Source organism: Cronbergia sp. UHCC 0137 (assembly GCF_034932285.1).
GTDB lineage: Bacteria > Cyanobacteriota > Cyanobacteriia > Cyanobacteriales > Nostocaceae > Cronbergia.
In genome coordinates this window covers 133,387-155,479 of record NZ_JAYGHC010000007.1, presented here as the reverse complement: position 1 = coordinate 155,479, position 22,093 = coordinate 133,387, and the positions used below count along the sequence as shown (strand labels likewise).

Below are 22,093 nucleotides of genomic sequence, written 5' to 3'. Positions count from 1 at the left end.
GAGTATAACAGGACTTGTGTGTACACCGTAGTCTTGAGGGGAGGGGAGATTTTGCTTTAGCAAAAGCGGGGGTGGGGTTCTTCTTGATTGTCGGGGAACTGAATAAGTTTGATCTAACGGCATTATCAGGGTTTTACGTTAAGTTGACACCAATGAGCACTGCTAAACCCCTACGATAAATGTAGCTTTCCCACTATACATATTTGGTATTTTCTGTCAATGCTTAACTCCTAATCTTTTTCCTTCGCGTCTATCCTTACGGGACGCTACGCGAATGCGGTTCATTTAATCCATATTCTTTTTACGCAAGTAAAGCGATCGCCCTCAATGATGAGTCTAATAACTTGATCGACGATCGCAAAAGGTTGATAACAGATAATAGACTTACAGGTTGCCGTTACGAAATGCTAGAACGAAAATCACTATTGGACCAGATACCACAATCAGTCCGATACAGACTAACTGAAAAATTACTTCCCAATGGATGTTAGCTAAAGCGTCCATATTCCCTCTTTTCCTCTTAGATGGTTTTAAAAAGTTTAATAACTTAATGCCAAAACTTGCAATAGATCATACCTGGCTCAGGGTGACACTATTTAATTTACTTAACAAAATTATAAAAAAAGATATAAAAAAGTAAAATAGCCAGATACGAGAAAATAATTTAAAACTATGGCTACTTGGCAATGCGTGAAGCAATGCGGGGCCTGCTGTCATCTTGATCCAGCAGATCGTCCTGACTTGGAGGAATATCTCTCACCAGATGAACTGGAACTTTATTTGAGTATGGTAGGTGAGGGTGGATGGTGTATTAATTTTAACCATACTACGCGAGAATGCAATATTTACTCCCAACGTCCGCGCTTTTGTCGTGTGGAAGCGGAGATTTTTGAGGATATGTATGGGATTGAACCAGAGGATTTAAACGATTTTGCGATCGCTTGTTGTAGTCAACAAATCGAGGGTGTCTATGGCGATCGCAGTTTGGAAATCATCCGCTTTGACCAAGCGATCGGTATTTTGGAGTATTGAGTGCTAAATCAGACTCAATTAATTTGATGAATGTAGTTGCAGTTTATGGCAAAAATTGAGAAAATGAGAGAATTATGAAAATAATCCCTAAAAAAACTACTGCCTGTGAAACTTGACTCAGACCCCATCAGCATTTCTGGTACTTCTCAGATCGAAAGCCAGTTAGAACTAGAAGAAATCGTAGTACAGGATCATTCAACAAAGGAGGATTCAATATTGGTTGTATTTGGTACAACCTTTCTTACCATTTTTTTGGCGGAAATGGGTGATAAAACTCAACTTTCCACATTATTAATGAGTGCTGAATCTCATACCCCTTGGGTGGTGTTTATGGGATCTGGGGCTGCACTAATAACTACCAGCTTATTATCTGTACTTTTAGGTGGCTGGATGGCCAGTAAATTTAGTCCTAAAACGGTGGAAAAGTCAGCAGGATTGATGTTGCTGTTAATTTCTGTGATGTTAGTTTGGGATGTAATTAAAGGTTAAATATGGACTGGAATCTTTTAGGACTGAGCTTTATGACGGTTTTTCTGTCAGAATTGGGTGATAAAAGTCAGTTAGCAGCGATCGCTCTTTCTGGTCGTAGCCAATCCCGGTTGGCTGTTTTTTTTGGTACAGCAGGGGCGCTATTGTTAACTAGCTGTTTAGGGGCATTAGCTGGGGGCGCAGTATCAGAATTGTTGCCGACACGGTTGTTAAAAGCGATCGCTGCCGTAGGATTTGCAGTTCTCGCCATTCGCTTACTCTTGCCCAAAAATGAAGTTGGTTCCGACTCCTAAACTTGTTTCCAGCACCAATTTAAAAGTGCGCCACCTGCAACCAGTTTCAATCCTTCCAACAAGAAATAACCACCGTGTAATAAATTCATTGTTGGGGGAACACTAACAGCCGCAAATAGGTTTAAATCAGTACCTACAGCGCACATTTGGGGAGTGAAAAAATAAGTATTGAGTAAAGCCACGATTAGCAATAATGCCGAGGAAATTATTACACCCAAACGCCAGTGAGACTGAGTTTTGCTGACAGCTAACACACTTGTTAAAACTACAGCCGCAAATAATAATTCTAGGCGATTAAAATTCCAAAAAATTAGATAACCTGCGGAAGAAAAACCAGCTTGATTCATCATTCCAGAGATATAAAGACTAGGCATAATTACCCAATCTAAAACGAAGCTGGCACTCAACCAAAAGCCCAAAGTCAACATCATAGTGGTTTGCCAAGTTGACCGTTTTAATTCAAGATTAGAAATAGCGTTCATAAAAATAATTGCTGTTGTCGTATGCCTTCTTTTTAAACTAAAAGAATTACTTTGACAATAAATATCAATGAACCGTTACAAACTCTCTAAATGCAACATTTTTAGAGTTATTTTTGTTGTTTTTGTTAAATGAATTTTAATTTGAGTTGAGAAATAATAAGAAATATATAGCAATACTATTGCCAAATGACGAGGGTGAGATGATAATGCTTAACCATGAACTCCCGTTTCTCGCTAGGCTTGGCAAAAACAATCAGCCTAAAAAATTCCTTAAAGGTTTACGACAAGGATTTGTTAAATGTATTGACGGTAGGATAAGTGTTTTAGATTCTAAATTACCTTTTACTCGAAACGCTTATGTATGCTTATTTTTGCCGTTTTTGCCAAAAATTATCAAGGCTCTTATTTTGGTAATAGTATTGATCTATATACCCAGCCTTAACAGCTAAGTTTGTAATTTAGTAAGTGTTAGTTAAGGTAAACTACCTGACCTGATGATAAAGCTGTTTAAGTTAGAAGCTGTTTCTTCTGGTTTTCCAGAGAGTGGAAAAATTAAAACACTCTTGACATCAGGATTATCTACTAATTCTTTTAAACGATGGAATTGTTTCTCACTAATAGCAATTCCAGCCGCATTTTTCACATAATTTAGTTCCTCTGGAAAATTAGCATCATTATAAGCTTGGATAAATACTCTATCTACATTCCATTTTTGCCAATCAGCGGCGAAATATCGTTTAGCCCAATAGGGGTTATGATGGCAAATATCAAAACTAACAGTTGAGTTAGCTTGTTTCATTCCCATAATCATTTGCTGGACAAAAGTAGTTAACTTAGCAGTCCGATCTGCTTTTCCTGGTAATTCAGCATGATAACCTAAATAATCATCCCATTGGACAGCATCAATTTTGGGATACCTTTGCACAAATTCTACTAAGATATTTTTGAAGAAATCAGCAACTTCAGGAATTTTTACATCAAGAACATAATGATCAATACCCGGATAGGTTTTATCTACACCGGGAACAACCCATTTGCGAGAAATTGCTAAATCAAAAACGGGGCTATTTTTATCTATTTTGATTCCTTTCTCAAAATAAGCATGGACTTGCATCCCCTGTTTATCTGCCTCATCAATTAGCCAATCTAGCCATTGATCTTGAAATAAATTTGGACAACTTTTATAACCTAAAGTTTGCTGCATCACCTTACTATTGTACATCGTACAAGCATTACCCCAAACACCGTGAATAATAGTATTAAAACCTTGAGAATGGTAGTAACGGACTCTATCACGAATCGTTTTTTCATCAGCATTATTAGTAATTTGATAACGACTTAAATAAATGCCTCTAATGACTTTTTTCTCCCAATGAGTTGGAGGTAATGATATTTTTTGAGGTATAATTTTTTTGATTGCAGCTTGTTTATGATTAGGAGCAATATTGACAGGACTTAATACAGAAGCAGTAGGAATTAGAGAAGCAACTTGTGTAGGATTCAAAATTGGAATAGCAATTTGTTGTATCTGAGGTAAAAATTTGCCGATATCTAAATTTCCTTTTTGGCTGAACCACCAATAACCACCTCCAAAAATAACTATAACTAGAGAAAATGGAATATTTGCACATCCACATCCATTTGATTCTTTTTTTCGTTGTGACATAGTAAGATAATAATTGTTTGCTAATCTCGTTTTATATACAATTTCTCAAAAATTAAATGACCCATAGACTTGATTAACATAAAATCACCAATCACCAATCACCAATCACCAATCACCAATCACCAATCACCAATCACCAATCACCAATCACCAATCACCAATCACCAATCACCAATCACCAATCACCAATCACTTACTTTTCAGTAAAAGTCCAAACACCATCATCCCAATTAGCATCTGATGGGGGGGATTGTAACCAATGCTGACAACGGTGAATATGTAACATTGCTGCTTTATCATGATGATCAGCAGCCAAAACCTTAGTAAATTCAGCTTCAGCTAACTTAAATTGACGTTGCAGATAATACTCCCGTCCTTGATGATAATGATCAATAACTTCTAGTTTTATACTATTGATAGGATCACCTCGTAAACTGATCAACTCGTAGATAGATACAGGCTCATTTCTACCTTTAACACGAATTAGATCTAATTCCCTAGCCCAAATTTCATTTTGGCAGAGTTGAAATGTATTATCGCTAATAATAATATCGCAACCATATTGTTTACTCACACTTTCTAAACGAGAACAAAGATTAACACCATCACCAATGGCCGTAAATTCCATGCGTTTACTAGAACCAATATTACCGCTAATAACCGTATCAGAATTAATACCAATTCCGAATTTAATTGGTGGTTTGTTAACTGCGTTACGCTGAATATTTAACTCTTGTAAACGATGACGCATTTCTAAAGATGTTTGTACAGCCATCCTTGCGTGTTCTACTAGGGGGAGAGGAGAACCAAAGACGGCCATGATGGCATCTCCAATATATTTATCGAGAGTGCCTTTATGTTTAAATACAGCTTCAACCATGGATTCAAAATATTCATTCAGCATACCTACCACTTCTTCTGCTTCCATATTTTCCGTTAAGCTGGTATAGCCGCGAATATCCGAGAATAAAATCGTTACTTCTTTGCGATCGCCCCCTAGTTTAGCATCATCTAATTTCAATAATTCTTCTGCTAATTCTTGAGTCATGTAGCGGTACATTGTGCTTTTCAGACGCTTTTCATCGCTGATATCATCCATGACAACCAGTACACCGCAAACTTTGCTGGAATCGATCACATCGGCAATTGTGTTAAGTGATAAATTAATGCTATGTTGTTCTACACTGGTAGTTACAAGTGTGCGATCGGGATAATATTGTTGGCTGCTTTTTAAATCATTGGCACTTAAAGCGTCTGCGAACCACTTCTTAAAATCTCCTTCTTTAATACTAATTACATCACTAACTAATTTTCCTTCTAAACTTTCTTCGCTATCAAAACCTAGCAAATGCTTGGCACTTTCGTTAGCAGCGATAATCAATCCAGATTTATTGGTAGAAATTACTCCATTGGAAAGACTGCGTAAAATGTCGCGCTGCATTTGTTCTTGTTGTTTGATTTTAGCAAACAATTGAGCATTTTGTAGGGCTACACCGGCTTGAATGTTAAAAGCTTCCATGAACTCTTCATCATTTCGGTCGAAACTAGCTTGAAAACATTCTGGCGCTTCTGGCCAAAATTCGGGATCATAGGGTGGGAAATCACCGATTTTCTTTTTATTAACTAATTGAGTCACACCAATCAGTTCTTGATCACTATTAAAGACTGGCATACATAACAAACTACAGGTGCGATAACCATTTTGTTGGTCAATTTGTTTAGCTGTATCCGAGTCTGGATGGTTATATAAATCAAAGGGGATATTGAGCTTTTTTCCAGAGGCTGCAACTATACCAGCAAAGCCTTTACCGATGGGTATTCGTAACTCTTTGGTTGAACAATCAGCCAGATAGATTTTAGTCCATAATTCTAAGCGATCGCGATCTATTAACCATAGGGTACTACGATCAGCATTCATTAATTCCTTAGCTTCATTCATTACCCGTTTGAGGGTATCTTCTAAATCAAGACTACTTTGACTTAGAGACTTGATCGCTTTCATTAAAGCGGCTGCTGCTCTTTGTTTTTGAGTAGCGATATAAAACGAACGGGATGACTCTAAAATTAGTCGAATAGAGGGGGCAAATTCTAAAAATAATTGTTCGTCGGCTTTGCTGAAACCTCTGGTATCAATCCGTTCTAGCAATTGATCTTGAAGTTTATTTAATGGTTTTAACTTATTTAACAGTTGTACTACTGCAACTAATCCTCCTTGTTCATTTAATAGTGGTAAAGCTAACATTGTATAGGTACGATAACCAGTTTTTTTTTCTTGTTCCCTAGCAAAGACTGATCGTTGATCGTTATAAAAATCAAAGGGAATATTCACCACTTTTTTAAAAGTTGCAACTTCACCGGCAATTCCTTTGTCTGCGGGGATGCGAATTTCTAGGGTACGGTGGTTTTCTCCCTCAGCTAAAATAGACCATAGTTCTTGTTTTTCTTCATCTAAAAGAAATATTGTTGTTCGATCTGCTCCTAGTAATTCTCCAGTTTTTAAGGTAATTGAATGCAACATTTCTCGGAGTATTGTTTCAAAACCCTTGTCGTCTAACATCGAGAGGGTTTGATTAACAATGTGTAATTTTTGTTCAACGTCCTGAACAACTTGTTTAAAAGTTTCTTGGGTTAAGGGTGCAAGAAACCGAGAAATAGTTCCTTGTTTTGTCGGTAGAGTGTTTACTTTGGCATATTTTCTCAGGCCATTATTACCTTGATGTGGAACATCAATTGTTAAACTTGTAGATTCTTCTCTAGTGGGTTGATGCACTGACATAATTAGCATCCAATATAGTTAGTATTAAAAATTTGATTAACTGGAAATTAGCTATTTATTCTGTGATTTTATGGAAAATACAGATTAAATCATTCAAAATTGAGAATTTTGCCATAGATTTCATCTCCAGATATGGGAGTAGAATATGAATCTTACCATTAATTGACAACGATGGGTATTTTTGCAGTCAAGGATCGGCTATAATTTGGCTAAGGTGCGATCGCTACCCTCACCGCAGTTAGACCCACTTTGCAGAGATGAAAAGCAAATTTAGCTATTATCTGCATAACTAAGGATTTTAGTAGGGTGATTGTATACATAATTTCCTATTTTGTTTGTAAATAAAATCACAATTTCCTGTTTAAAGCTGCGTGATTACGAAAGTTGATAAAGTAAATTAATTGAATTAGATTATACTATAAATGAGGAATTTCTACACGACGGAGAAAAAATTATCCTAAAAACACACCTCTACTCAGGTGATTGTTGTCTGGGTTCTATCTAATCAAACTTAGACACCCTGCTATAAATGTCCACAATTGAGAGAAACTGAGAATAGGTCTGTCGAATAAGGAGAATCTCATGAGTTGGACTAAAGTTCTAGCATCTGAAGCATTGGCCCCTGGTGGACGAGAAGTTGTGAAGGTGGGGAAACAGAATATCTTGCTGATCAACCACGAAAATCAGTTATATGCTGTATCTAACACCTGCCCTCATTTAAAAATGCCCATGAAATCAGGGAAAATCGAAGACGGGGCAATTGTTTGTCCTATCCATCGCAGCGCTTTTGATTTGGGTACTGGTGAAGTGAAAACTTGGTGTCCTTGGCCACCGGGAGTTGGTAAGGTACTTTCAATGATATCTTCAGCAAAAACACTCCCTACTTTCCCGGTTAAGGTAGAAGAGGGAAGTATTTGGTTGGATCTGTCAGAAGCATAAAAAATTTGCAACTAAAAAATATTGGCGTTGCTGATTTTAGATATGAAGATGATTTTTAGGACTTAGGCACAAGTTACTGAATATTAAACCGCAGAGGACGCAGAGGACACAGAGAAATAAGAGTTTGAGTGGTTTTTTGTGTAAGTCCTAATTTTTAATATGTAGGGATTCTCGTCTCTACACCTAAATTCATACTTGATTTCAGCAACACCAACATATTTAGCTCTTTCCCAGTCTAAGATTATAGGACTTACGCACTGTACAAAATGCAGATGATATGTATGAAGGAAATTGCCTAGTTTCACGCTTTTGTCATCCCATATTAGTGCGGTGCGTCAGATAGAGGAAGTCTGTTAGATGCTCAGTTATCGGGTCTGACGCACCCTACAAGAGATAGAATTGATAATGCTTATTTAATAGATTCTGTCAGTGCGTAACTCATTGATTGCATCTATTCTTCCTTTGCGTTCTTTCCATTTATCCCTACGGCACACTCCGCGAAAACAATTGGTTAGGAATTAAAAGTAAAGTTTTTGACCGTTTTGAGTACCCAATATCTAAGTAGTGAGGCGATCGCTTAATTTTTAATTTGGGCGGTTTCTCGTTGTCGGTGTATATATAATTGTAACAATATACTTTCTATAATTTCAAAAAGTAAATTAACTCGCGTGTTCCCAATCGCTGAGTAACTCACCTTGCTGTTTTTTTGCTTGGTTTTTGCGAATCGGGACTTGAGGAGTACCAACGTCAACCGGAGAAAAAGATTGTTTCTTCTTCTTGACTGATTTGCGTTCTTGTGTATTTGTCATGGCTAGATATTCTAATAAAGTTCAGTCCTAATTTACATAATCAACTTTTATATGACAACTTCAGGAAAAAATAAAATATTTCTTCTAAAAAATTTATTAACAATAACAATAACTGTAGTCTTAGTAAGGCTTTGAAGGATCACCCTGATACAAAAATCATATACTGAGACAAATATAACTATCGAAGGCAGGAGGGAAACTGACTTCTATCTCAACAAGAATCACTACGACACCTTTCTGAGTTAGAATTATTGGCGAATATAATAAAAAATCCGGCGTTGCTGATTTGAGGTATGAAAATGATTTTCAATGATCTCAAAGCCTTTGTAGAGAACTTCTATGGGTAGGGATTCTCGTTTCTACACCTAAATTCATACTTGGTTTGGGCAACACCAAAAATCGAAGATCAAGTTATCTATATAGTTAAGCTAAAAATAGATAGTTAAAGTTAAGTGGGGAAGAGAACGTGAATCAAGGATTTGATTACGATTTAGTGATTATCGGCGCTGGTGTAGGTGGACATGGTGCGGCTTTACACGCTGTTAGCTGTGGTTTAAAAACAGCGATTATCGAAGCAGCCGAAATGGGAGGAACTTGTGTAAATCGGGGTTGTATTCCTTCTAAGGCACTGCTGGCAGCATCGGGACGGGTAAGGGAATTACGCAACGCTCACCACCTCAAGTCTTTGGGGATTCAAATTGGTAATGTAGAATTTGATCGGCAAGCGATCGCTAATCATGCCGATAATCTAGTTGCTAAAATTCAAGGTGATCTAACCAACAGTCTCAAACGCTTGGGAGTGGACATCATCCAGGGTTGGGGAAAGGTAGCCGGGACACAAAAAGTCACCGTGATCACCAGCCAAGGTGAAAAAACTATTACAGCTAACAACATCATTCTTTCTACTGGTTCAGTCCCCTTTGTTCCCCCCGGAATTGAAGTAGACGGCAAAACAGTTTTTACCAGCGACCAAGGAGTAAAATTAGAGTCTCTACCTAAATGGATTGCCATTATTGGCAGTGGTTACATCGGTTTGGAGTTTTCTGATATTTACTCGGCTTTGGGCTGTGAAATCACCTTAATTGAAGCTGTAGATCAATTAATGCCAGGATTTGACCGCGATATTGCCAAATTAGCGGAAAGGGTACTGATTAACCCCCGCGATATTGAAACTAAAGTTGGTGTGTACGCGAAAAGAATTATTCCTGGTTCGCCGGTGGTGATTGAGTTAGCCGACTTCCAAACTAAGGAAGATGTAGAAGTTTTGGAAGTAGATGCTTGTTTAGTAGCTACAGGACGCATCCCCGCTACCCAAAATCTGGGTTTAGATGCGGTGGGTGTAGAACTAGATCAACGGAAATTTATTCCTGTAAATGACAATATGGCGGTGTTGTCAGCAGGTGAAGTTGTACCTTATTTATGGGCAATTGGTGATGCAACCGGGAAAATGATGTTAGCCCATGCTGCCTCTGCTCAAGGTATCATTGCTGTAGAAAATATGCTGGGAAGGGAGAGAAAAGTCGATTATCGCAGTATTCCGGCTGCGGCTTTTACCCATCCAGAAGTGAGTTATGTGGGTTTAACGGAAACAGCAGCCCAAGAATTAGGTTTAGTAGAAGGATTTGAGATTGCTACCAGTAAGAGTTACTTTAAAGGTAATTCTAAAGCTTTGGCAGATATGGATACTGATGGAATGGCGAAGGTAATTTACCGCCAAGATACTGGAGAAGTGTTAGGTGTCCATATTTTTGGACCCCATGCTTCCGATATTATTCATGAAGCCTCGGCCGCAGTCGCTAACCGTCAATCTGTGCAAAATCTCGCCCATTTAGTTCATGCACACCCGACTCTTTCGGAAGTGTTGGATGAAACTTATAAAAGAGCGATCGCTAGTTAGATAATTTGTAATGGGTGATTGGTAATGGGTAATGGGTGATTGGTAATGGGTGATTGGTAATGGGTAATGGGTGATTGGTGATTGGTAACAAGATTTACTTCTCCCCCTGCCTCCCCTGCCTCCCCTGCCTCCCCTACCCCCTGCCCCTGCCCCCTGCCCCCTGCCCCCTGCCCCCTGCCCCTTGCCCCTTTTCCCCTAAAATATGCAAATCCGTCGTCGTTCACCTAGCCAGTCTATAAATGTTTCCATATTGTGCTATCAGGTTGCTTTACCAGATGCCACACCAAGTAATATTTTGGAAGAAATTGTTTGGCATAAAGAAATAGAAGTTGAGCAAAAGCGCGAAAAACTGCCTTTAGCAGAATTGCATAAAAAATTACTGACAGCGCCACCAACCCGTGATTTTATTGCTGCGCTACGTCAAGGTAAAACCAAACCAGCCTTGATTGCTGAAGTTAAAAAAGCTTCTCCTAGTAAGGGGATTTTACGTGCAGATTTTGACCCAATAGCGATCGCTCAATCTTATCAAGCCGGTGGAGCAAGTTGTCTTTCTGTTCTCACCGATGTCAAATTCTTTCAAGGTAGTTTTGAAAATTTATCCTTAATTCGAGATGCCGTAAATTTACCGTTGTTATGTAAGGATTTTATTATCTATCCTTACCAAATGTATTTGGCGAGGATTCACGGTGCAGACGCAGTTTTATTAATTGCAGCTATCCTCAGCGATCAAGATTTACAATATTTTATCAAAATTGCCAACAAACTAAAAATGACCGCCTTAATTGAAGTCCATAGTTTAGAGGAACTTGACCGGGTGTTAGCCTTAGATGGTGTTTCCTTAGTCGGTATTAATAACCGTAACTTAGAAGATTTTTCCGTTGACTTGCAAACCACATCTCAAATACTTGCTGCAAGAGGTAGCCAATTACAAGGAAGAAATATTCTCATAGTTAGTGAGTCTGGTATTCATAATTCAGAAGATTTAAATATAGTAGAACAAGCCGGTGCATCAGCCGTACTCATTGGTGAGTCATTAGTTAAACAACCAGACCCCAAAATAGCGATCGCTAATCTTTTTAGCAAATCTGAGTGTTAAGGTGGGAATTAAGAGTTATGATTTGGCTATTATGAGTATTTGATTTTACTCCTTACCAAATTAATTCACAAAAGATCAAATCCCAGTCAGAAAATATTCCAGATTTACCATTTAAAATTAACTTCATGGAGCAGATCCCCTTACCTTCACCTGTCCACTACGAACTGATACTCCAGCTTTTAGAAAAGCAAACTATGATTGCAGTTAGTCAAAATCCAGAACTACGGAATCAGGTAAATCAGCTAATTATTACCATGAGAAAAGCCGCAGTGCAACAAAAAAGACTCGAAGAAATTTGTCAAACTTCATCAACAGTGGTTGATCATCGCTGGTCACTCAATCATCATGCAGAGAAAGCCATTACCCCCGATTAAGTAGAACGACTAAAACCTTGGGATAAGGAACAGGCAAAAGTGGTAAATTTCTCCCCGAATACTGGGTTGCACCCCCTTAAATTCATTTATAGAAACTGCTCTATTGCCCTTTTAATACAGTTTTTAGCCCTATAAGTTGGAAATATTAAAATTATACCCTTCTTAAAAACAGTCATCCTTACTTCAGATTGAGAACCTTGATTAACGGATTGTAACTAATATTGCCAGACTGATTTAGGTTCAAACACACGGTACTTAATTGTAACAATTCAAATAATTAAGGCTCTATATTTGTTGAGCTATTTTGCTATTAACAAAATTGTCTGGGAACATACAGTTTTTATGTTCAGTGTATGCTTTCAAAAGTATACAAATATTTCTGAAAAAAATACCAAAATTATACATTCCTTATATAATTTACAAGCCTTATGATATTTAAAGTTTGCATTTACATAATTTTTCTCAAAAATTAAGTGTATACAACTTCTAGGATCATGTTTTCTGTTTCAATGGTAAAAAAAACGCACTTTCAAAACAGCAAATTGCGAAATTAACAATAGGCTGCATCGCATTATGGAAACGCTTTCCAATACAAATTCCAAAATTTTGATTGTAGATGATGATTTCAGCGTCCGAAATCTTATATACCGCTTTTTAAGTCGCAAATATGAAATAGAATCTGCGGCTGATGGTAAAACTGGCATGATTTTGTTTGAGCAATTCAACCCGGCTTTAGTGATTCTTGACTGGAATTTACCAGATGCTAATGGGTATCAACTTTGTCAAGAAATGCAGAGTCTGACCAATGTTTTAGTGATGATACTCACGAGTAGAAATGATGAAGCCGATAAAATTAAGATATTAGCCGCAGGAGCAGATGATTTCATTACTAAACCATTTAGTTTAGCAGAAGTGGAAGTCAGAGTTGAAGCTCTTTTAAGACGGATACGGTATATTCATCCTAGCCAATCACAACGGCTGATTTTTAAACAATTAACAATTAATCCAGAAGGACGAGAGGTAACACTTAATGATAGACCTTTAGCTTTAACTGCTTTAGAGTTTAATATTTTACACTTTTTAGCCAGTCATCCTGGTCAAGCTTGGAGTCGTCCTGAATTAATTCAAAAGATTTGGGGTTGTGACTATGTAGGTGATGGAAGAGTTGTTGATGTGCATATTGGTCAATTGCGAAAAAAAATGGAACTTGATTCTAGTATGCCAGAATTTATTAAAACTGTGCGCGGTTATGGTTACAAGTTTGAGCCACCAGAAAATATCAAAATTTAACCCTTGAGCAAAAAGATTACCTTGTAAAACATGACTATTGCTATTGCTTAACAACTAATTTAAAAGCTGGAATTATTTCGGTTATTTTTTGAGACTTGATGGGATAAGTAATGAAACAGAATTAATTACACAACTGATTTTTCTGTTCCCTGTTCCCTGTTCTCTCTCTCAACAAATGAATTTAATTTTGTCCGACTACTTAATTTATGTTATTTTAGGTTGTTGAAACTTTTTGACATCACCGTTGAAAAATTAAAAAATCGGAGTAAAACAAGGTTTTTCAATGAAAATCACAGTTATGAGTTTTAATCTCCGCTACGACAAACCAGATCCAGGAGTGCGTCAGTGGAAAAAACGTGTGGGAGCGATCGCCTCCGTAATTCAACATTACAAACCAGATATAATTGGCACACAAGAAGGTAAATTAAACCAACTGGAAGATTTACAAGCCCTGTTACCAGAATATGGAATTATTGGGGGCGATCGCACAGGTACAGGACAAGGTGAACATTGTGCTATCTTCTACAATCCTCAATTCCTAAAGCTTCAGCAAACCAAAGATTTTTTCCTCAGCGATACTCCAGAAATCCCCGGTAGCATCACTTGGGGAACTCGTTTACCACGCATGGCTACTTGGGCTAATTTTGAATTAGGTAATTCTGGTCTATCTTTAACTATATTAAATACCCATCTAGATCACGAAAGTCCCAAAGCCAGAGAATTAGGTGCAGCCTTAATTACTCAATATTTAGCAGCATTTGACCCAAAAAGCCATTTATTACTAATGGGAGACTTTAACGCTAATCCCAGCAGTCCCTCCCGTCAAATTTTCCTCTCACCCCTAACTAATGGGAAACAATTACAAGACGCTTTAGCAGTGCTTCCCTTAGAACAACAAAAGACCTTTCACGATTTTACAGGTGAAGCGAGGGATGCAATAGACACTATTTATTTTGACCCCGATTTGCAATTAGAACAAGTCAAAATTGATAACCAACAATGGGAAGGGGTTTGGCCTTCCGATCACTTTCCGGTGATTGTAAAATTAACAATAGTTTCATCGTTTGAATGAAAGGAGTAACGAGTGCAACTGCAAGTTCAGCTAATTCGTGGTGATGATAGCACTGTTGTAAATGCGTATTTAGTGGAACTGGCACAAAAGCACGTTGATGATTATCTATCGCTGTGGAAAAGCCGACTAAATTTACACATACAAGTTGATAAATTTTGGGACTGGGAGTTTAAACTGAGATTTATTGCCAGCACTTCAAACCGTGAAGGTTATGCTATAGCAGGAGTCAGGAGTCAGGAGTCAGGAGTCAGGAGTTAAGAGTCTCTTGCCATAAGGCTTTTACTGTAGATTCTGTATCTCATTCAAGTGCATACCGCTATATTGAGTGCGAAGGTGAAACCCAAGGATTGATGCTGATGGAAACTCAGATGCACGGTTCACGTATAACAGAGGGTAAACGCTTAGTATATCTTGATGGAATTGCTACAGCCCCTTGGAATCGCCAGGATGTCCAACGCCCACCACGATACAAAGGTGTTGGGAGTTTATTTCTGGTATTTGCCCGAACCCGCAGTTTCGAGCTAGGTTATGAAGGTAGAGTAGGCTTGCATTCTTTACCAGGAACGGAAAAATTCTACGATAATCAAGGAATGCTAGATTTAGGGCAAGATGAAGATTACGATGATCTAGTTTATTTTGAGTACGGTGTATGGCGTTCTTATAACAAAAGCAGTGAGGGTAAGTAATGAGTCAGCAAGAATCTAATTATATTCCGTTCACTTCTATCCAAGAATTAGCAACCCCGATGGATTTATTACTTAATGAAGAATGGTTGAGAAAAAGTATCCAAGCTGAGGAAGAAGTAGGGGGTAATATTGGTATTGGTTTAGATTGGGGTTCTGGTTTTAGTCAACTGTTGCTTAATCCCGAATTGTTTTATCGTTTAAAAACTTTGCGGATTTCTTTGAATCGAGAAGTGCGTTTGTTGCTCAAAGATTGGAATTTAGGAACTGCTACTTCTATAGCATCTGCTACCGCAAGAGAGAAGTTGCTGGAAAGATTCAGGCTACCTACACCTACTGTTAAAGAACATATTCAAACTGTGTTGCAGAGAGATGAACTTTTTGGAGAGGAGTTTATTTCTAATCATCAGGTATTGCGCGAACTGCTTGGGGTAATGTTGACAGAAAACGATTGGGAAATGATTGCTTCAGTTGCGGCAGATTCGTTGAAACAGCAAATTATGCAATAGGTTTTGGTTGAGAGAATTTCGGTATAGTAGAGGTAAAAGAATTGGAGGTGGCGCACTCAGTTATCACAAATCACAAAATGAACTGATAAGTTAGCGATTGCCATATCGCCCTTTATCTCAAAGCAATACAAGTTCAATTTTGCTCGTCTAATTAAGGTAAAAATATGCGATTAAATGGTTGCTTGCGATAGCGGCGATAAATATTAAAATCTTTATCTAAAGTGGCAATAGCAGAAATGTTTAATCTTTCGGAAATGACAATAAGTGATAAATCGGTAAAATCTGCGGGTAAATCTTGATAAATTGTGTTAAGTTCTTGGATTCTTTGATAGTCTGATGGCAGTAAATGTTCACATAAGAAAACTCTTATTGATAAGGCAGATAAGAACTCGTTCTGCACTTTTGTATTTGGGGCAAGTAACCACATCACTTCTGTAACACAGGCAATTGTTGTGATGATTTGACTGGTACAGGTGCTAAAAAAGTTAACAACTTGTTGGTGATACTTGTCTTTACGGTCATAGAAGGCAACAAGAATTCCAGTATCAATTAAAATCAGGGGATAATTATTCATGAGTCCTTGTTTGATGTCTTGCTTGAATTCTGTCAGCGATTGCTTTTTTGCGTACATCTCTATCTGACAAATCTCCTGATCCTTCTAGTAAAAATTTGGGATAACCACCCATTCGTTCTAAAACTGTTTTAGCTGAAGTTGGATAATTGTTAATAGGTGTTTCTAGGGATGAGATAAATTGCAAAACAAGTGGGATTTGTTGATCGCTAAGGTTAGCGATCGCTTGTAAGAGTTCTTGGTGTGGATTGGTCGAGTACATAGTGATTAATTGGTGTTATGATGATTGTAATTTTAGCAAATAGGAATGCAAAGCGGCTAATCGTTATTTTTTAAAGCTTGTCGGGATAATTGGGAAGCTAAATCCGAATTATTTTTAAGTTTGGCTACTTGTGCCATTTCGGCTAAATCCATAGCTTGTTGATGTAATTCTTGAATCTGACTCATTTTTGATAATTTACACTACTACAAGTTTATTTAAAATCATACTGCTTGACATAGGGTAACACATAAGTTACTATAGCAATATGTGTATTATAAGAGTTCAAGAATATCTTAAAGAAGATGGTTCAAGTCCTTACCAAGAATGGTTTGATAGCTTGGATGCCCAAGCAGCTGCGAAGGTAACAGTTGCTAAGTCTCGTTTGGAATTAGGCAATATATCAAATGTTAAATGGTTTGATGGAATTGGTGAATATAAGATTGATTGGGGTCCTGGCTATCGGATTTATCTAGCTCAAGATGGTAAACAGCTTATAGTTTTATTTGGTGGGGGAACAAAGAAAAATCAGCAATCTGATATTAATTGTGCTAAAGAATTATATCAAGAGTACAAAAGACGAAAAAAAGAAATTAGCAAAGAGCAAGCAACTGACAACGATAATAGAGAGAAGAGGTAGTTATTATGGCACTAACTAGAGACTTTAAAGAAACCGTTAATGCACGAGTGCAAAGAGATTCTGAGTTTGCGATCGCTCTACTTGATGAAGCTATTTCTCTTTTCCTGAATGGTGAACCAGAAACAGCAAGACTGATTTTGAGAGATATTGTCAATGCAACAGTAGGTTTTGAACAATTGGCGATTGAAACTTCTAAACCGAGTAAGAGTTTACATCGGATGTTATCGGCAAAAGGTAATCCAACGATGGATAATTTGACTACTATTTTCAATGTTTTGCGGAAAAAACTGAATGTTGATATTAATGTGAAGACGACGGTTATTTACCATTAAAAATTTTTTTGATCCCACATTCAGGGTGAGTATATTTATTTACGTTAAACGTGCGGATTAATTCTCTAATTTGAGTAAGTTCAACTAGATAAATTACTTCCTCAAAACTTTTATAGTAAAGAAATTTTACCTGTTCAGTAAAGCTATAATGTACTCAAGGATAAAGAGGTAAGAACTATTTATGTTACAGCTTGAACAAATTGAAACAGCAATTCTCTCACTTCCTTCTCATGATTTTGAAAAGCTGAGGCAATGGTTTTTAAACCTAGATTATGAACTTTGGGATGAACAGATAGAACGTGATATTGCAGATGGTAAGTTGGAAGCATTAGCTGAAGAAGCGATCGCAGAATTTAAAGCAGGAAATTGCCGTGAAATCTGATGCACTATACAACACAACGATTCTGGCAACATTATAATGCTCTGCCTAAAAGTGTGCAGCAAACAGCGGATCAATGCTATGACTTGCTCAAGGCTGATCCTTCTCATCCATCGTTACATTTTAAAAAGCTAGGTAACAAATATTGGTCAGTTCGAGCAGGTTTAAATTATCGTGCTTTGGGTGTTGAAGTTGAAAACGGCATTTCTTGGTTTTGGATTGGAACACACGCAGAGTATGACAAACTGATTGGTAAGCTGTGATTTATTCACTTAAATACTCCTGTCTGCGTTCTTGGATAAGTTCATCTACTAAATTTCTATCAGGTGATTTATCTTTTAATAAACCTCTTAATTTTTTAACTTGTTGTTTGAGGCTTACTAATTGGAGTTTGCCATTATCTTCCAAAGTTAAAATTAATCTATCTCCAGATTCTAAATTAAGTATTTGTTGGATTTCTTGAGGTAAAGTTAAACGTCCTTCCGGTTCAATATCAAGTGTATAGTGTTGAGGAATAGATGATCTAGCAAGTGTCATAGTTTGATATTTCCTTGTTTTTACCTAGTTCTAGTTTAGCAAAAATCTAAAAGTTAAAAAATAAATCTCAGCTTTTTCTCTATCAATTTCTACTCATCAATCTCCATTGCCAACTCTTCAAAATTAGTAATTGTTACTTCCGCATCAGGAAATTTTGCTGTTATTTTCAATTCTCCTCCCATAGCTTCAATAACTTGTCGCAGATGACTAACATACATATCAGTACGATTCTCTAATCTAGAAATAGCAGGTTGTTTAATTTGTAACTTTTCAGCTAATTGAGCTTGAGATATTTTTAAAGCTTGGCGTAATTCAGCTAATGCCATTTCCTCTTTTAGTTTAGCTGTTTGAGTGGCAATTTTGGCTTTTCTTTCTGCGGAGAAATCTTTAGTAAGATTGCTAAACTTTTTATGTCCTGTCATATTAAACCCTCCCGACTAATTTCTTGGAGATATTCTTCATAAAGACGATCTGCGATGGGAATATATTTTTCATAAAATCGCTTATCTCCTGTTTTATCTCCACCAATAAGTAAAATTGCCACTCGTCGCGGATCAAAAGCATAAAATACTCTGATTGGTTTACCACGACTTTGAATACGTAACTCTCTCAGGTGAGAGTTTTTTGCACCTTTGACATCGGATGAATAAGGAAAGGGTAATTGTGTTCCCTTTTCTTCAAGTAGTTGAACAACGCTGACAATATCATAAGACCTCGCGGTAAGTGGGAAACTCAGACACTTCAGTGCTGAGAGGGAATCGACACGGGCGGTTTTAACCGCATTGAATCTTTTAATTTGAGTAACCATAACCATCTTTTTTGTGGATAGTTTTACAGGTCTTATAACTAATTCCTTGAACTAATCCATTTCTAGCTGAGATATTGAAACTTCCAGTAGCACGGGTTGCTATTCTTCCAATATATTCACCAACTTTTTTACCTGTTTTAACAATTGATTTAACGATATCTCCTGTTTGAAAACCAAAATGAAATTTAGTTCTAGAACAGTGGCGATTTGGAAAACCAAATTTATTGGTTCTGCAAGATTGTCTAGAACCGTGACCGTTAGCTGTAATTAGCAATGGCTTAACACCTTTGATATTGAGAATTGGAGTTGATTGACCAACACAAGCCGCGTCAATCCAGTGAGTTTTCTCTAGTTTCTGTTGGCTACGATTGAATTTAGTTAACCCTCCTGAACCTGTTTCTACAGGTAATCCAGTTGCTTTTAAAACTAATAGTAATGCAAAACGAGTTGCGTTTACTGCGGCTGCATCAGCCAGTGGTCTTTTTGCTTGTTTCAATATTTTTTCCAATTTTGATGGGTCTTTTTTGAGGAAATCTTTAATATCTTTCGTTCCTTTTTTGGTGTTACATTTTTCACAACTTAAAGTGAGGTTTGTAATTGAATTACTACCACCCTTGGCTCGTGGATGAATATGCTCTACTTGAAAAGGAAGGTCTTTCACTCCACAGTAGGCACATTGTCTATCCCACTTTTCTAGTAAGTATTCTCTGGTTTCGTAACCAGCTAATGTTCCTTGCTGGTATTCCTTGCCTTGAATATCAGGATTAGCCATTAACTGCATATCAAACCGTACCAATTCTTGACTAATAGCCTCAATTCGTGCAAGGTTACGCAACTTCTTAACCCAAGTTTTGATATTCTCAATTCGACTTTGTAAGCTTGGTGCTAACCATCCCTCTGGACGGGTTCTATTTAAGAATCTTGGTTGTCTGTAACGAGTTTTTCTAGTACGCCTAAAACGTCTTAATTGTCGTCTAGAAGTTAAGGACTCTCTGATTGCAAAACCTCTATGTTTTAATTCGGCTGCAAATACAACCTCACCAGTTAAGTCGTTGACTAATGCAATTCCTGTTGTTTTAGCTCCAGGGTCAAGCTTTAATCTCAAAGGAGAAACAGCAGAATCAGAACGCGATTCTTTGAGGATAATTGTGAATGGGAATCGTCTGAATACGGCTGCTTTTTTGTTTCTTAATAGTTGTCTAGCTTGGGCTGAATGAATTGGATCTAGTGGTCGTTTGTCAGTGTCAATTACAAATACTTTGGACATAAAGTCCCTCCTTGCGGGTAATGTTAGCTTCGTCAATGTTTTAAGAGCTTGTTAGGCTTGCAACACTGTTTCAGTGACTTTGAAACTGTTTAATCACAAGCGACAGAGCAGGGAACTAGCTACGCATTCCAGGGTGTCGTGACTCAAAAAACGTAGTCAGTTAAGACTTAGACTGGTCAGTACAGCTTGCAATTTCTTACAAGCTCAGTCCCTTTAGGGCTGAGTTACTGACTCGTATATTCTATTTCCCAACTCACTTTCTATTATATTACGTTGATGTAATAAATCATAGCTTTAATTTGTCAATTTTCACAACTATTTCTTTGCCTATACTGTTACTGAGCGATTCTTTTGATGAGCCTAGCGATACCATCCTCTAAGGGCTACAACTACGCACTTCCTCTGTGTAATGGTAGCGATTTCACCCGTCGCTCAACTAGCAACTAACATTAATAGACGAAAACTAATTTACCTCTTCCAAAATTCATTTCCAGGTGGGTTAAAGGTTTTACTGCTAAATCCCTACACATTTAAACTACACTTTATACCTTTGTTTCACCAACTCCACGGCCAAATTTATCGCAGCTTTCATACTTGTTGAGTCAGCAATACCCTTACCCGCAATATCAAACGCGGTTCCGTGATCTGGGGAAGTCCGCACAAACGGTAAACCAATGGTAGTATTGACAGCCCGATCAAAAGCCATTAATTTGACAGGAATTAAACCCTGGTCGTGATAAAGTGCCAAATAACCATCAGCCGGATTTTGTATTGGGGAATTACCAAACCAAGCTTGTCCAGGTTTAACCCACATCGTATCCGGGGGAATTGGACCTTCTAATTGCCAATTTGGGCGTTTTTGACGTTCTGAGTTCAACCAAGGAATTAACCAATCTATTTCTTCCGTTCCCAATTGTCCCATTTCGCCACTGTGGGGATTTAACCCAGCGATCGCTATTCTCCCATTTTTAATCCCAAAATCCTCTTCTAAACACTCCACCAGCAAATCCAACTTCTGAGTTAATAACTGCGGTGTTAAAGTATTTGCCACTTGACATAAAGGTATATGTGTGGTAGCAAGTAAAGCGCGGAGAGTCCAACCAGTAAAGGGCGATCTCGCTACAAACAACATTCCAAAACGGTCAACACCAGCCCTTTGAGCCAAAAGTTCCGTTTGTCCAGGATAATCAAAACCAGCCGCTTTCCAAGCAGATTTGGCAATGGGTCCAGTGACGATACCATCAAATTTACCGGAAAGAGTCAGAGCGATCGCATATTCCAGATAGGCAAAACTCACCGCATTACCCACACCAGTCACAATTTCACCATCCACAGGCACATCAATCACAACTAAATCCGCCGGATTAGCCACCAATAAGGAATAACGAGTTAAATTTTCATAACAGCGTAACAGTAAATCCCGACTACCCACCACAACCAAATCGCAATTTTTACCAACTTCAGGATCAGCCAAAGCCTTTAAAATCACCTCAGTCCCAATTCCCCCAGGATCACCCAGCGTCACCAGCAACCGTGGACGTTGATTTTGACCAGATTTTACTAAATTATTTATACTCATTGACTCAAATATACATTCTAGGATTTATATAGCAGATTAGCCCTTAATCTAGTTTAAAATTATTTACAGAAGTCTAATCCAACAAGGAGAATCATACCCAATGGGCGGCGAAATTTTAAATGCAGCACTATTATCTTTCGGACTAATCTTCGTAGGTTGGGCTATAGGTGCTTTGTTACTGAAAATCCAAGGCGCGGAAGAATAATTCACCCAAGTTCCTAGTTATTGATTTTCGGATATTTTGTAGTCTGTAAGGTGCGTTAGACAGATTACAACAGGGGGAAGGGGCGTATTGCAATACTCCCCTCCTTGAC

The 22,093-nt window shown here is 37.7% G+C and carries 29 protein-coding genes and 1 pseudogene; 17 read left to right on the top strand and 13 right to left on the bottom strand.

From position 1 onward, the window contains the following. Positions 1-384: 384 nt before the first annotated feature. Positions 385-504: a photosystem II reaction center protein Ycf12/Psb30 gene (psb30, locus tag VB711_RS05455; RefSeq protein WP_323284732.1), complete on the bottom strand. Its 120-nt coding sequence runs from the start codon at positions 502-504 to the stop codon at positions 385-387. Positions 505-672: 168 nt separating this feature from the next. On the opposite strand from psb30, the gene VB711_RS05450 reads away from it, so the two are divergent. The 3 genes from VB711_RS05450 to VB711_RS05440 all read left to right on the top strand — a co-directional run bounded on the left by VB711_RS05450 (position 673) and on the right by VB711_RS05440 (position 1,814). Continuing rightward, a complete protein-coding gene (locus tag VB711_RS05450; protein ID WP_323284731.1) occupies positions 673-1,032 on the top strand; it encodes a YkgJ family cysteine cluster protein in 360 nt (119 codons plus the stop codon). Between the two features lie 105 nt (positions 1,033-1,137). Continuing rightward, positions 1,138-1,521 carry a TMEM165/GDT1 family protein gene (locus VB711_RS05445; RefSeq protein WP_323284730.1) on the top strand — a complete coding sequence of 128 codons (384 nt, stop codon included), beginning with the start codon at positions 1,138-1,140 and terminating at the stop codon, positions 1,519-1,521. Between the two features lie 2 nt (positions 1,522-1,523). Beyond that, positions 1,524-1,814 (top strand): TMEM165/GDT1 family protein, encoded by a 291-nt coding sequence (locus VB711_RS05440; RefSeq protein WP_323284729.1) that lies wholly within the window; start codon positions 1,524-1,526, stop codon positions 1,812-1,814. Here the strand turns inward: VB711_RS05440 and VB711_RS05435 are convergent. The 3 genes from VB711_RS05435 to VB711_RS05425 form a co-directional block, all read right to left on the bottom strand. Beyond that, positions 1,811-2,296, bottom strand: a complete 486-nt coding sequence (locus VB711_RS05435; protein WP_323284728.1) for a hypothetical protein — start codon at positions 2,294-2,296, stop codon at positions 1,811-1,813. The two genes, VB711_RS05440 and VB711_RS05435, sit on opposite strands and share 4 nt — an antisense overlap. 472 nt (positions 2,297-2,768) lie before the next feature. Continuing rightward, positions 2,769-3,962 (bottom strand): family 10 glycosylhydrolase, encoded by a 1,194-nt coding sequence (locus VB711_RS05430; RefSeq protein ID WP_323284727.1) that lies wholly within the window; start codon positions 3,960-3,962, stop codon positions 2,769-2,771. Positions 3,963-4,155: 193 nt separating this feature from the next. Continuing rightward, on the bottom strand, positions 4,156-6,738 hold the full coding sequence (locus VB711_RS05425) for a GAF domain-containing protein (protein ID WP_323284726.1): 2,583 nt from the start codon (positions 6,736-6,738) through the stop codon (positions 4,156-4,158). A 582-nt stretch (positions 6,739-7,320) separates the two neighbouring features. Between VB711_RS05425 and VB711_RS05420 the strand changes: the two genes are divergently transcribed. Beyond that, positions 7,321-7,677 (top strand): Rieske (2Fe-2S) protein, encoded by a 357-nt coding sequence (locus VB711_RS05420; RefSeq protein ID WP_323284725.1) that lies wholly within the window; start codon positions 7,321-7,323, stop codon positions 7,675-7,677. 659 nt (positions 7,678-8,336) lie between these two features. Here the strand turns inward: VB711_RS05420 and VB711_RS05415 are convergent. After that, the gene (locus tag VB711_RS05415; protein ID WP_323284724.1) at positions 8,337-8,486 is read right to left on the bottom strand and encodes a hypothetical protein; all 150 of its coding nucleotides are present in this window, start codon (positions 8,484-8,486) and stop codon (positions 8,337-8,339) included. A 466-nt stretch (positions 8,487-8,952) separates the two neighbouring features. On the opposite strand from VB711_RS05415, the gene lpdA reads away from it, so the two are divergent. The 8 genes and pseudogenes from lpdA (at position 8,953) to VB711_RS05375 (ending at position 15,407) form a co-directional block, all read left to right on the top strand. Continuing rightward, positions 8,953-10,383 (top strand): dihydrolipoyl dehydrogenase, encoded by a 1,431-nt coding sequence (gene lpdA / locus VB711_RS05410; RefSeq protein WP_323284723.1) that lies wholly within the window; start codon positions 8,953-8,955, stop codon positions 10,381-10,383. A gap of 202 nt (positions 10,384-10,585) precedes the next feature. Next, positions 10,586-11,479: an indole-3-glycerol phosphate synthase TrpC gene (trpC, locus tag VB711_RS05405; RefSeq protein ID WP_323284721.1), complete on the top strand. Its 894-nt coding sequence runs from the start codon at positions 10,586-10,588 to the stop codon at positions 11,477-11,479. 125 nt (positions 11,480-11,604) lie between these two features. Continuing rightward, positions 11,605-11,853: a DUF5340 domain-containing protein gene (locus VB711_RS05400; RefSeq protein ID WP_323284720.1), complete on the top strand. Its 249-nt coding sequence runs from the start codon at positions 11,605-11,607 to the stop codon at positions 11,851-11,853. 573 nt (positions 11,854-12,426) lie between these two features. Continuing rightward, positions 12,427-13,143, top strand: a complete 717-nt coding sequence (locus tag VB711_RS05395) for a response regulator transcription factor (RefSeq protein WP_323284719.1) — start codon at positions 12,427-12,429, stop codon at positions 13,141-13,143. 283 nt (positions 13,144-13,426) lie between these two features. Further along, positions 13,427-14,215, top strand: coding sequence for an endonuclease/exonuclease/phosphatase family protein (locus VB711_RS05390; protein ID WP_323284718.1), 789 nt, complete (start codon positions 13,427-13,429; stop codon positions 14,213-14,215). Positions 14,216-14,227: 12 nt separating this feature from the next. Beyond that, complete coding sequence (locus tag VB711_RS05385) at positions 14,228-14,473, top strand: hypothetical protein (RefSeq protein WP_323284717.1); 246 nt, start codon at positions 14,228-14,230, stop codon at positions 14,471-14,473. Between the two features lie 62 nt (positions 14,474-14,535). Further along, positions 14,536-14,901, top strand: a pseudogene (locus tag VB711_RS05380) (GNAT family N-acetyltransferase); the annotation flags it as partial. After that, the gene (locus tag VB711_RS05375; protein ID WP_323284716.1) at positions 14,901-15,407 is read left to right on the top strand and encodes a hypothetical protein; all 507 of its coding nucleotides are present in this window, start codon (positions 14,901-14,903) and stop codon (positions 15,405-15,407) included. The pseudogene VB711_RS05380 and the gene VB711_RS05375, both read left to right, overlap by 1 nt. 151 nt (positions 15,408-15,558) lie before the next feature. Here VB711_RS05375 and VB711_RS05370 read toward each other — a convergent pair whose 3' ends face one another. From VB711_RS05370 to VB711_RS05360, 3 genes are read right to left on the bottom strand one after another with little or no spacing between them, the layout of a single operon-like run. Beyond that, positions 15,559-15,981 carry a type II toxin-antitoxin system VapC family toxin gene (locus VB711_RS05370; RefSeq protein WP_323284715.1) on the bottom strand — a complete coding sequence of 141 codons (423 nt, stop codon included), beginning with the start codon at positions 15,979-15,981 and terminating at the stop codon, positions 15,559-15,561. Beyond that, on the bottom strand, positions 15,974-16,240 hold the full coding sequence (locus tag VB711_RS05365) for a hypothetical protein (RefSeq protein ID WP_071192196.1): 267 nt from the start codon (positions 16,238-16,240) through the stop codon (positions 15,974-15,976). The genes VB711_RS05370 and VB711_RS05365 overlap by 8 nt, the downstream gene beginning before the upstream one ends. A gap of 56 nt (positions 16,241-16,296) precedes the next feature. Beyond that, on the bottom strand, positions 16,297-16,425 hold the full coding sequence (locus tag VB711_RS05360) for a hypothetical protein (RefSeq protein WP_323284714.1): 129 nt from the start codon (positions 16,423-16,425) through the stop codon (positions 16,297-16,299). An 80-nt stretch (positions 16,426-16,505) separates the two neighbouring features. Between VB711_RS05360 and VB711_RS05355 the strand changes: the two genes are divergently transcribed. From VB711_RS05355 to VB711_RS05340, 4 genes are all read left to right on the top strand, one after another. After that, the gene (locus VB711_RS05355) at positions 16,506-16,877 is read left to right on the top strand and encodes a type II toxin-antitoxin system RelE/ParE family toxin (protein WP_323284713.1); all 372 of its coding nucleotides are present in this window, start codon (positions 16,506-16,508) and stop codon (positions 16,875-16,877) included. Positions 16,878-16,882: 5 nt separating this feature from the next. Continuing rightward, complete coding sequence (locus VB711_RS05350; RefSeq protein WP_323284712.1) at positions 16,883-17,209, top strand: transcriptional regulator; 327 nt, start codon at positions 16,883-16,885, stop codon at positions 17,207-17,209. Positions 17,210-17,390: 181 nt separating this feature from the next. Further along, positions 17,391-17,591: a hypothetical protein gene (locus VB711_RS05345; protein WP_323284711.1), complete on the top strand. Its 201-nt coding sequence runs from the start codon at positions 17,391-17,393 to the stop codon at positions 17,589-17,591. After that, positions 17,591-17,851 (top strand): hypothetical protein, encoded by a 261-nt coding sequence (locus VB711_RS05340; RefSeq protein ID WP_323284709.1) that lies wholly within the window; start codon positions 17,591-17,593, stop codon positions 17,849-17,851. Before VB711_RS05345 ends, VB711_RS05340 begins: the two co-directional genes overlap by 1 nt. Position 17,852: 1 nt before the next feature. Here the strand turns inward: VB711_RS05340 and VB711_RS05335 are convergent, their stop codons facing one another. The 5 genes from VB711_RS05335 to pdxA all read right to left on the bottom strand — a co-directional run bounded on the left by VB711_RS05335 (position 17,853) and on the right by pdxA (position 21,779). Continuing rightward, on the bottom strand, positions 17,853-18,125 hold the full coding sequence (locus VB711_RS05335; protein ID WP_323284708.1) for an AbrB/MazE/SpoVT family DNA-binding domain-containing protein: 273 nt from the start codon (positions 18,123-18,125) through the stop codon (positions 17,853-17,855). 89 nt (positions 18,126-18,214) lie between these two features. Beyond that, on the bottom strand, positions 18,215-18,547 hold the full coding sequence (locus VB711_RS05330; RefSeq protein WP_323284707.1) for an XRE family transcriptional regulator: 333 nt from the start codon (positions 18,545-18,547) through the stop codon (positions 18,215-18,217). Then, positions 18,544-18,933: a type II toxin-antitoxin system RelE/ParE family toxin gene (locus VB711_RS05325; protein ID WP_323284706.1), complete on the bottom strand. Its 390-nt coding sequence runs from the start codon at positions 18,931-18,933 to the stop codon at positions 18,544-18,546. The genes VB711_RS05330 and VB711_RS05325 overlap by 4 nt, the downstream gene beginning before the upstream one ends. Then, complete coding sequence (iscB, locus tag VB711_RS05320; protein WP_323284704.1) at positions 18,917-20,200, bottom strand: RNA-guided endonuclease IscB; 1,284 nt, start codon at positions 20,198-20,200, stop codon at positions 18,917-18,919. Before iscB ends, VB711_RS05325 begins: the two co-directional genes overlap by 17 nt. Before the next feature lie 535 nt (positions 20,201-20,735). After that, the gene (pdxA, locus tag VB711_RS05315; protein WP_323284703.1) at positions 20,736-21,779 is read right to left on the bottom strand and encodes a 4-hydroxythreonine-4-phosphate dehydrogenase PdxA; all 1,044 of its coding nucleotides are present in this window, start codon (positions 21,777-21,779) and stop codon (positions 20,736-20,738) included. A gap of 100 nt (positions 21,780-21,879) precedes the next feature. Between pdxA and VB711_RS05310 the strand changes: the two genes are divergently transcribed. Continuing rightward, on the top strand, positions 21,880-21,984 hold the full coding sequence (locus VB711_RS05310) for a PetM family cytochrome b6-f complex subunit 7 (RefSeq protein WP_086765898.1): 105 nt from the start codon (positions 21,880-21,882) through the stop codon (positions 21,982-21,984). The last annotated feature ends 109 nt before the right edge of the window (positions 21,985-22,093 follow it).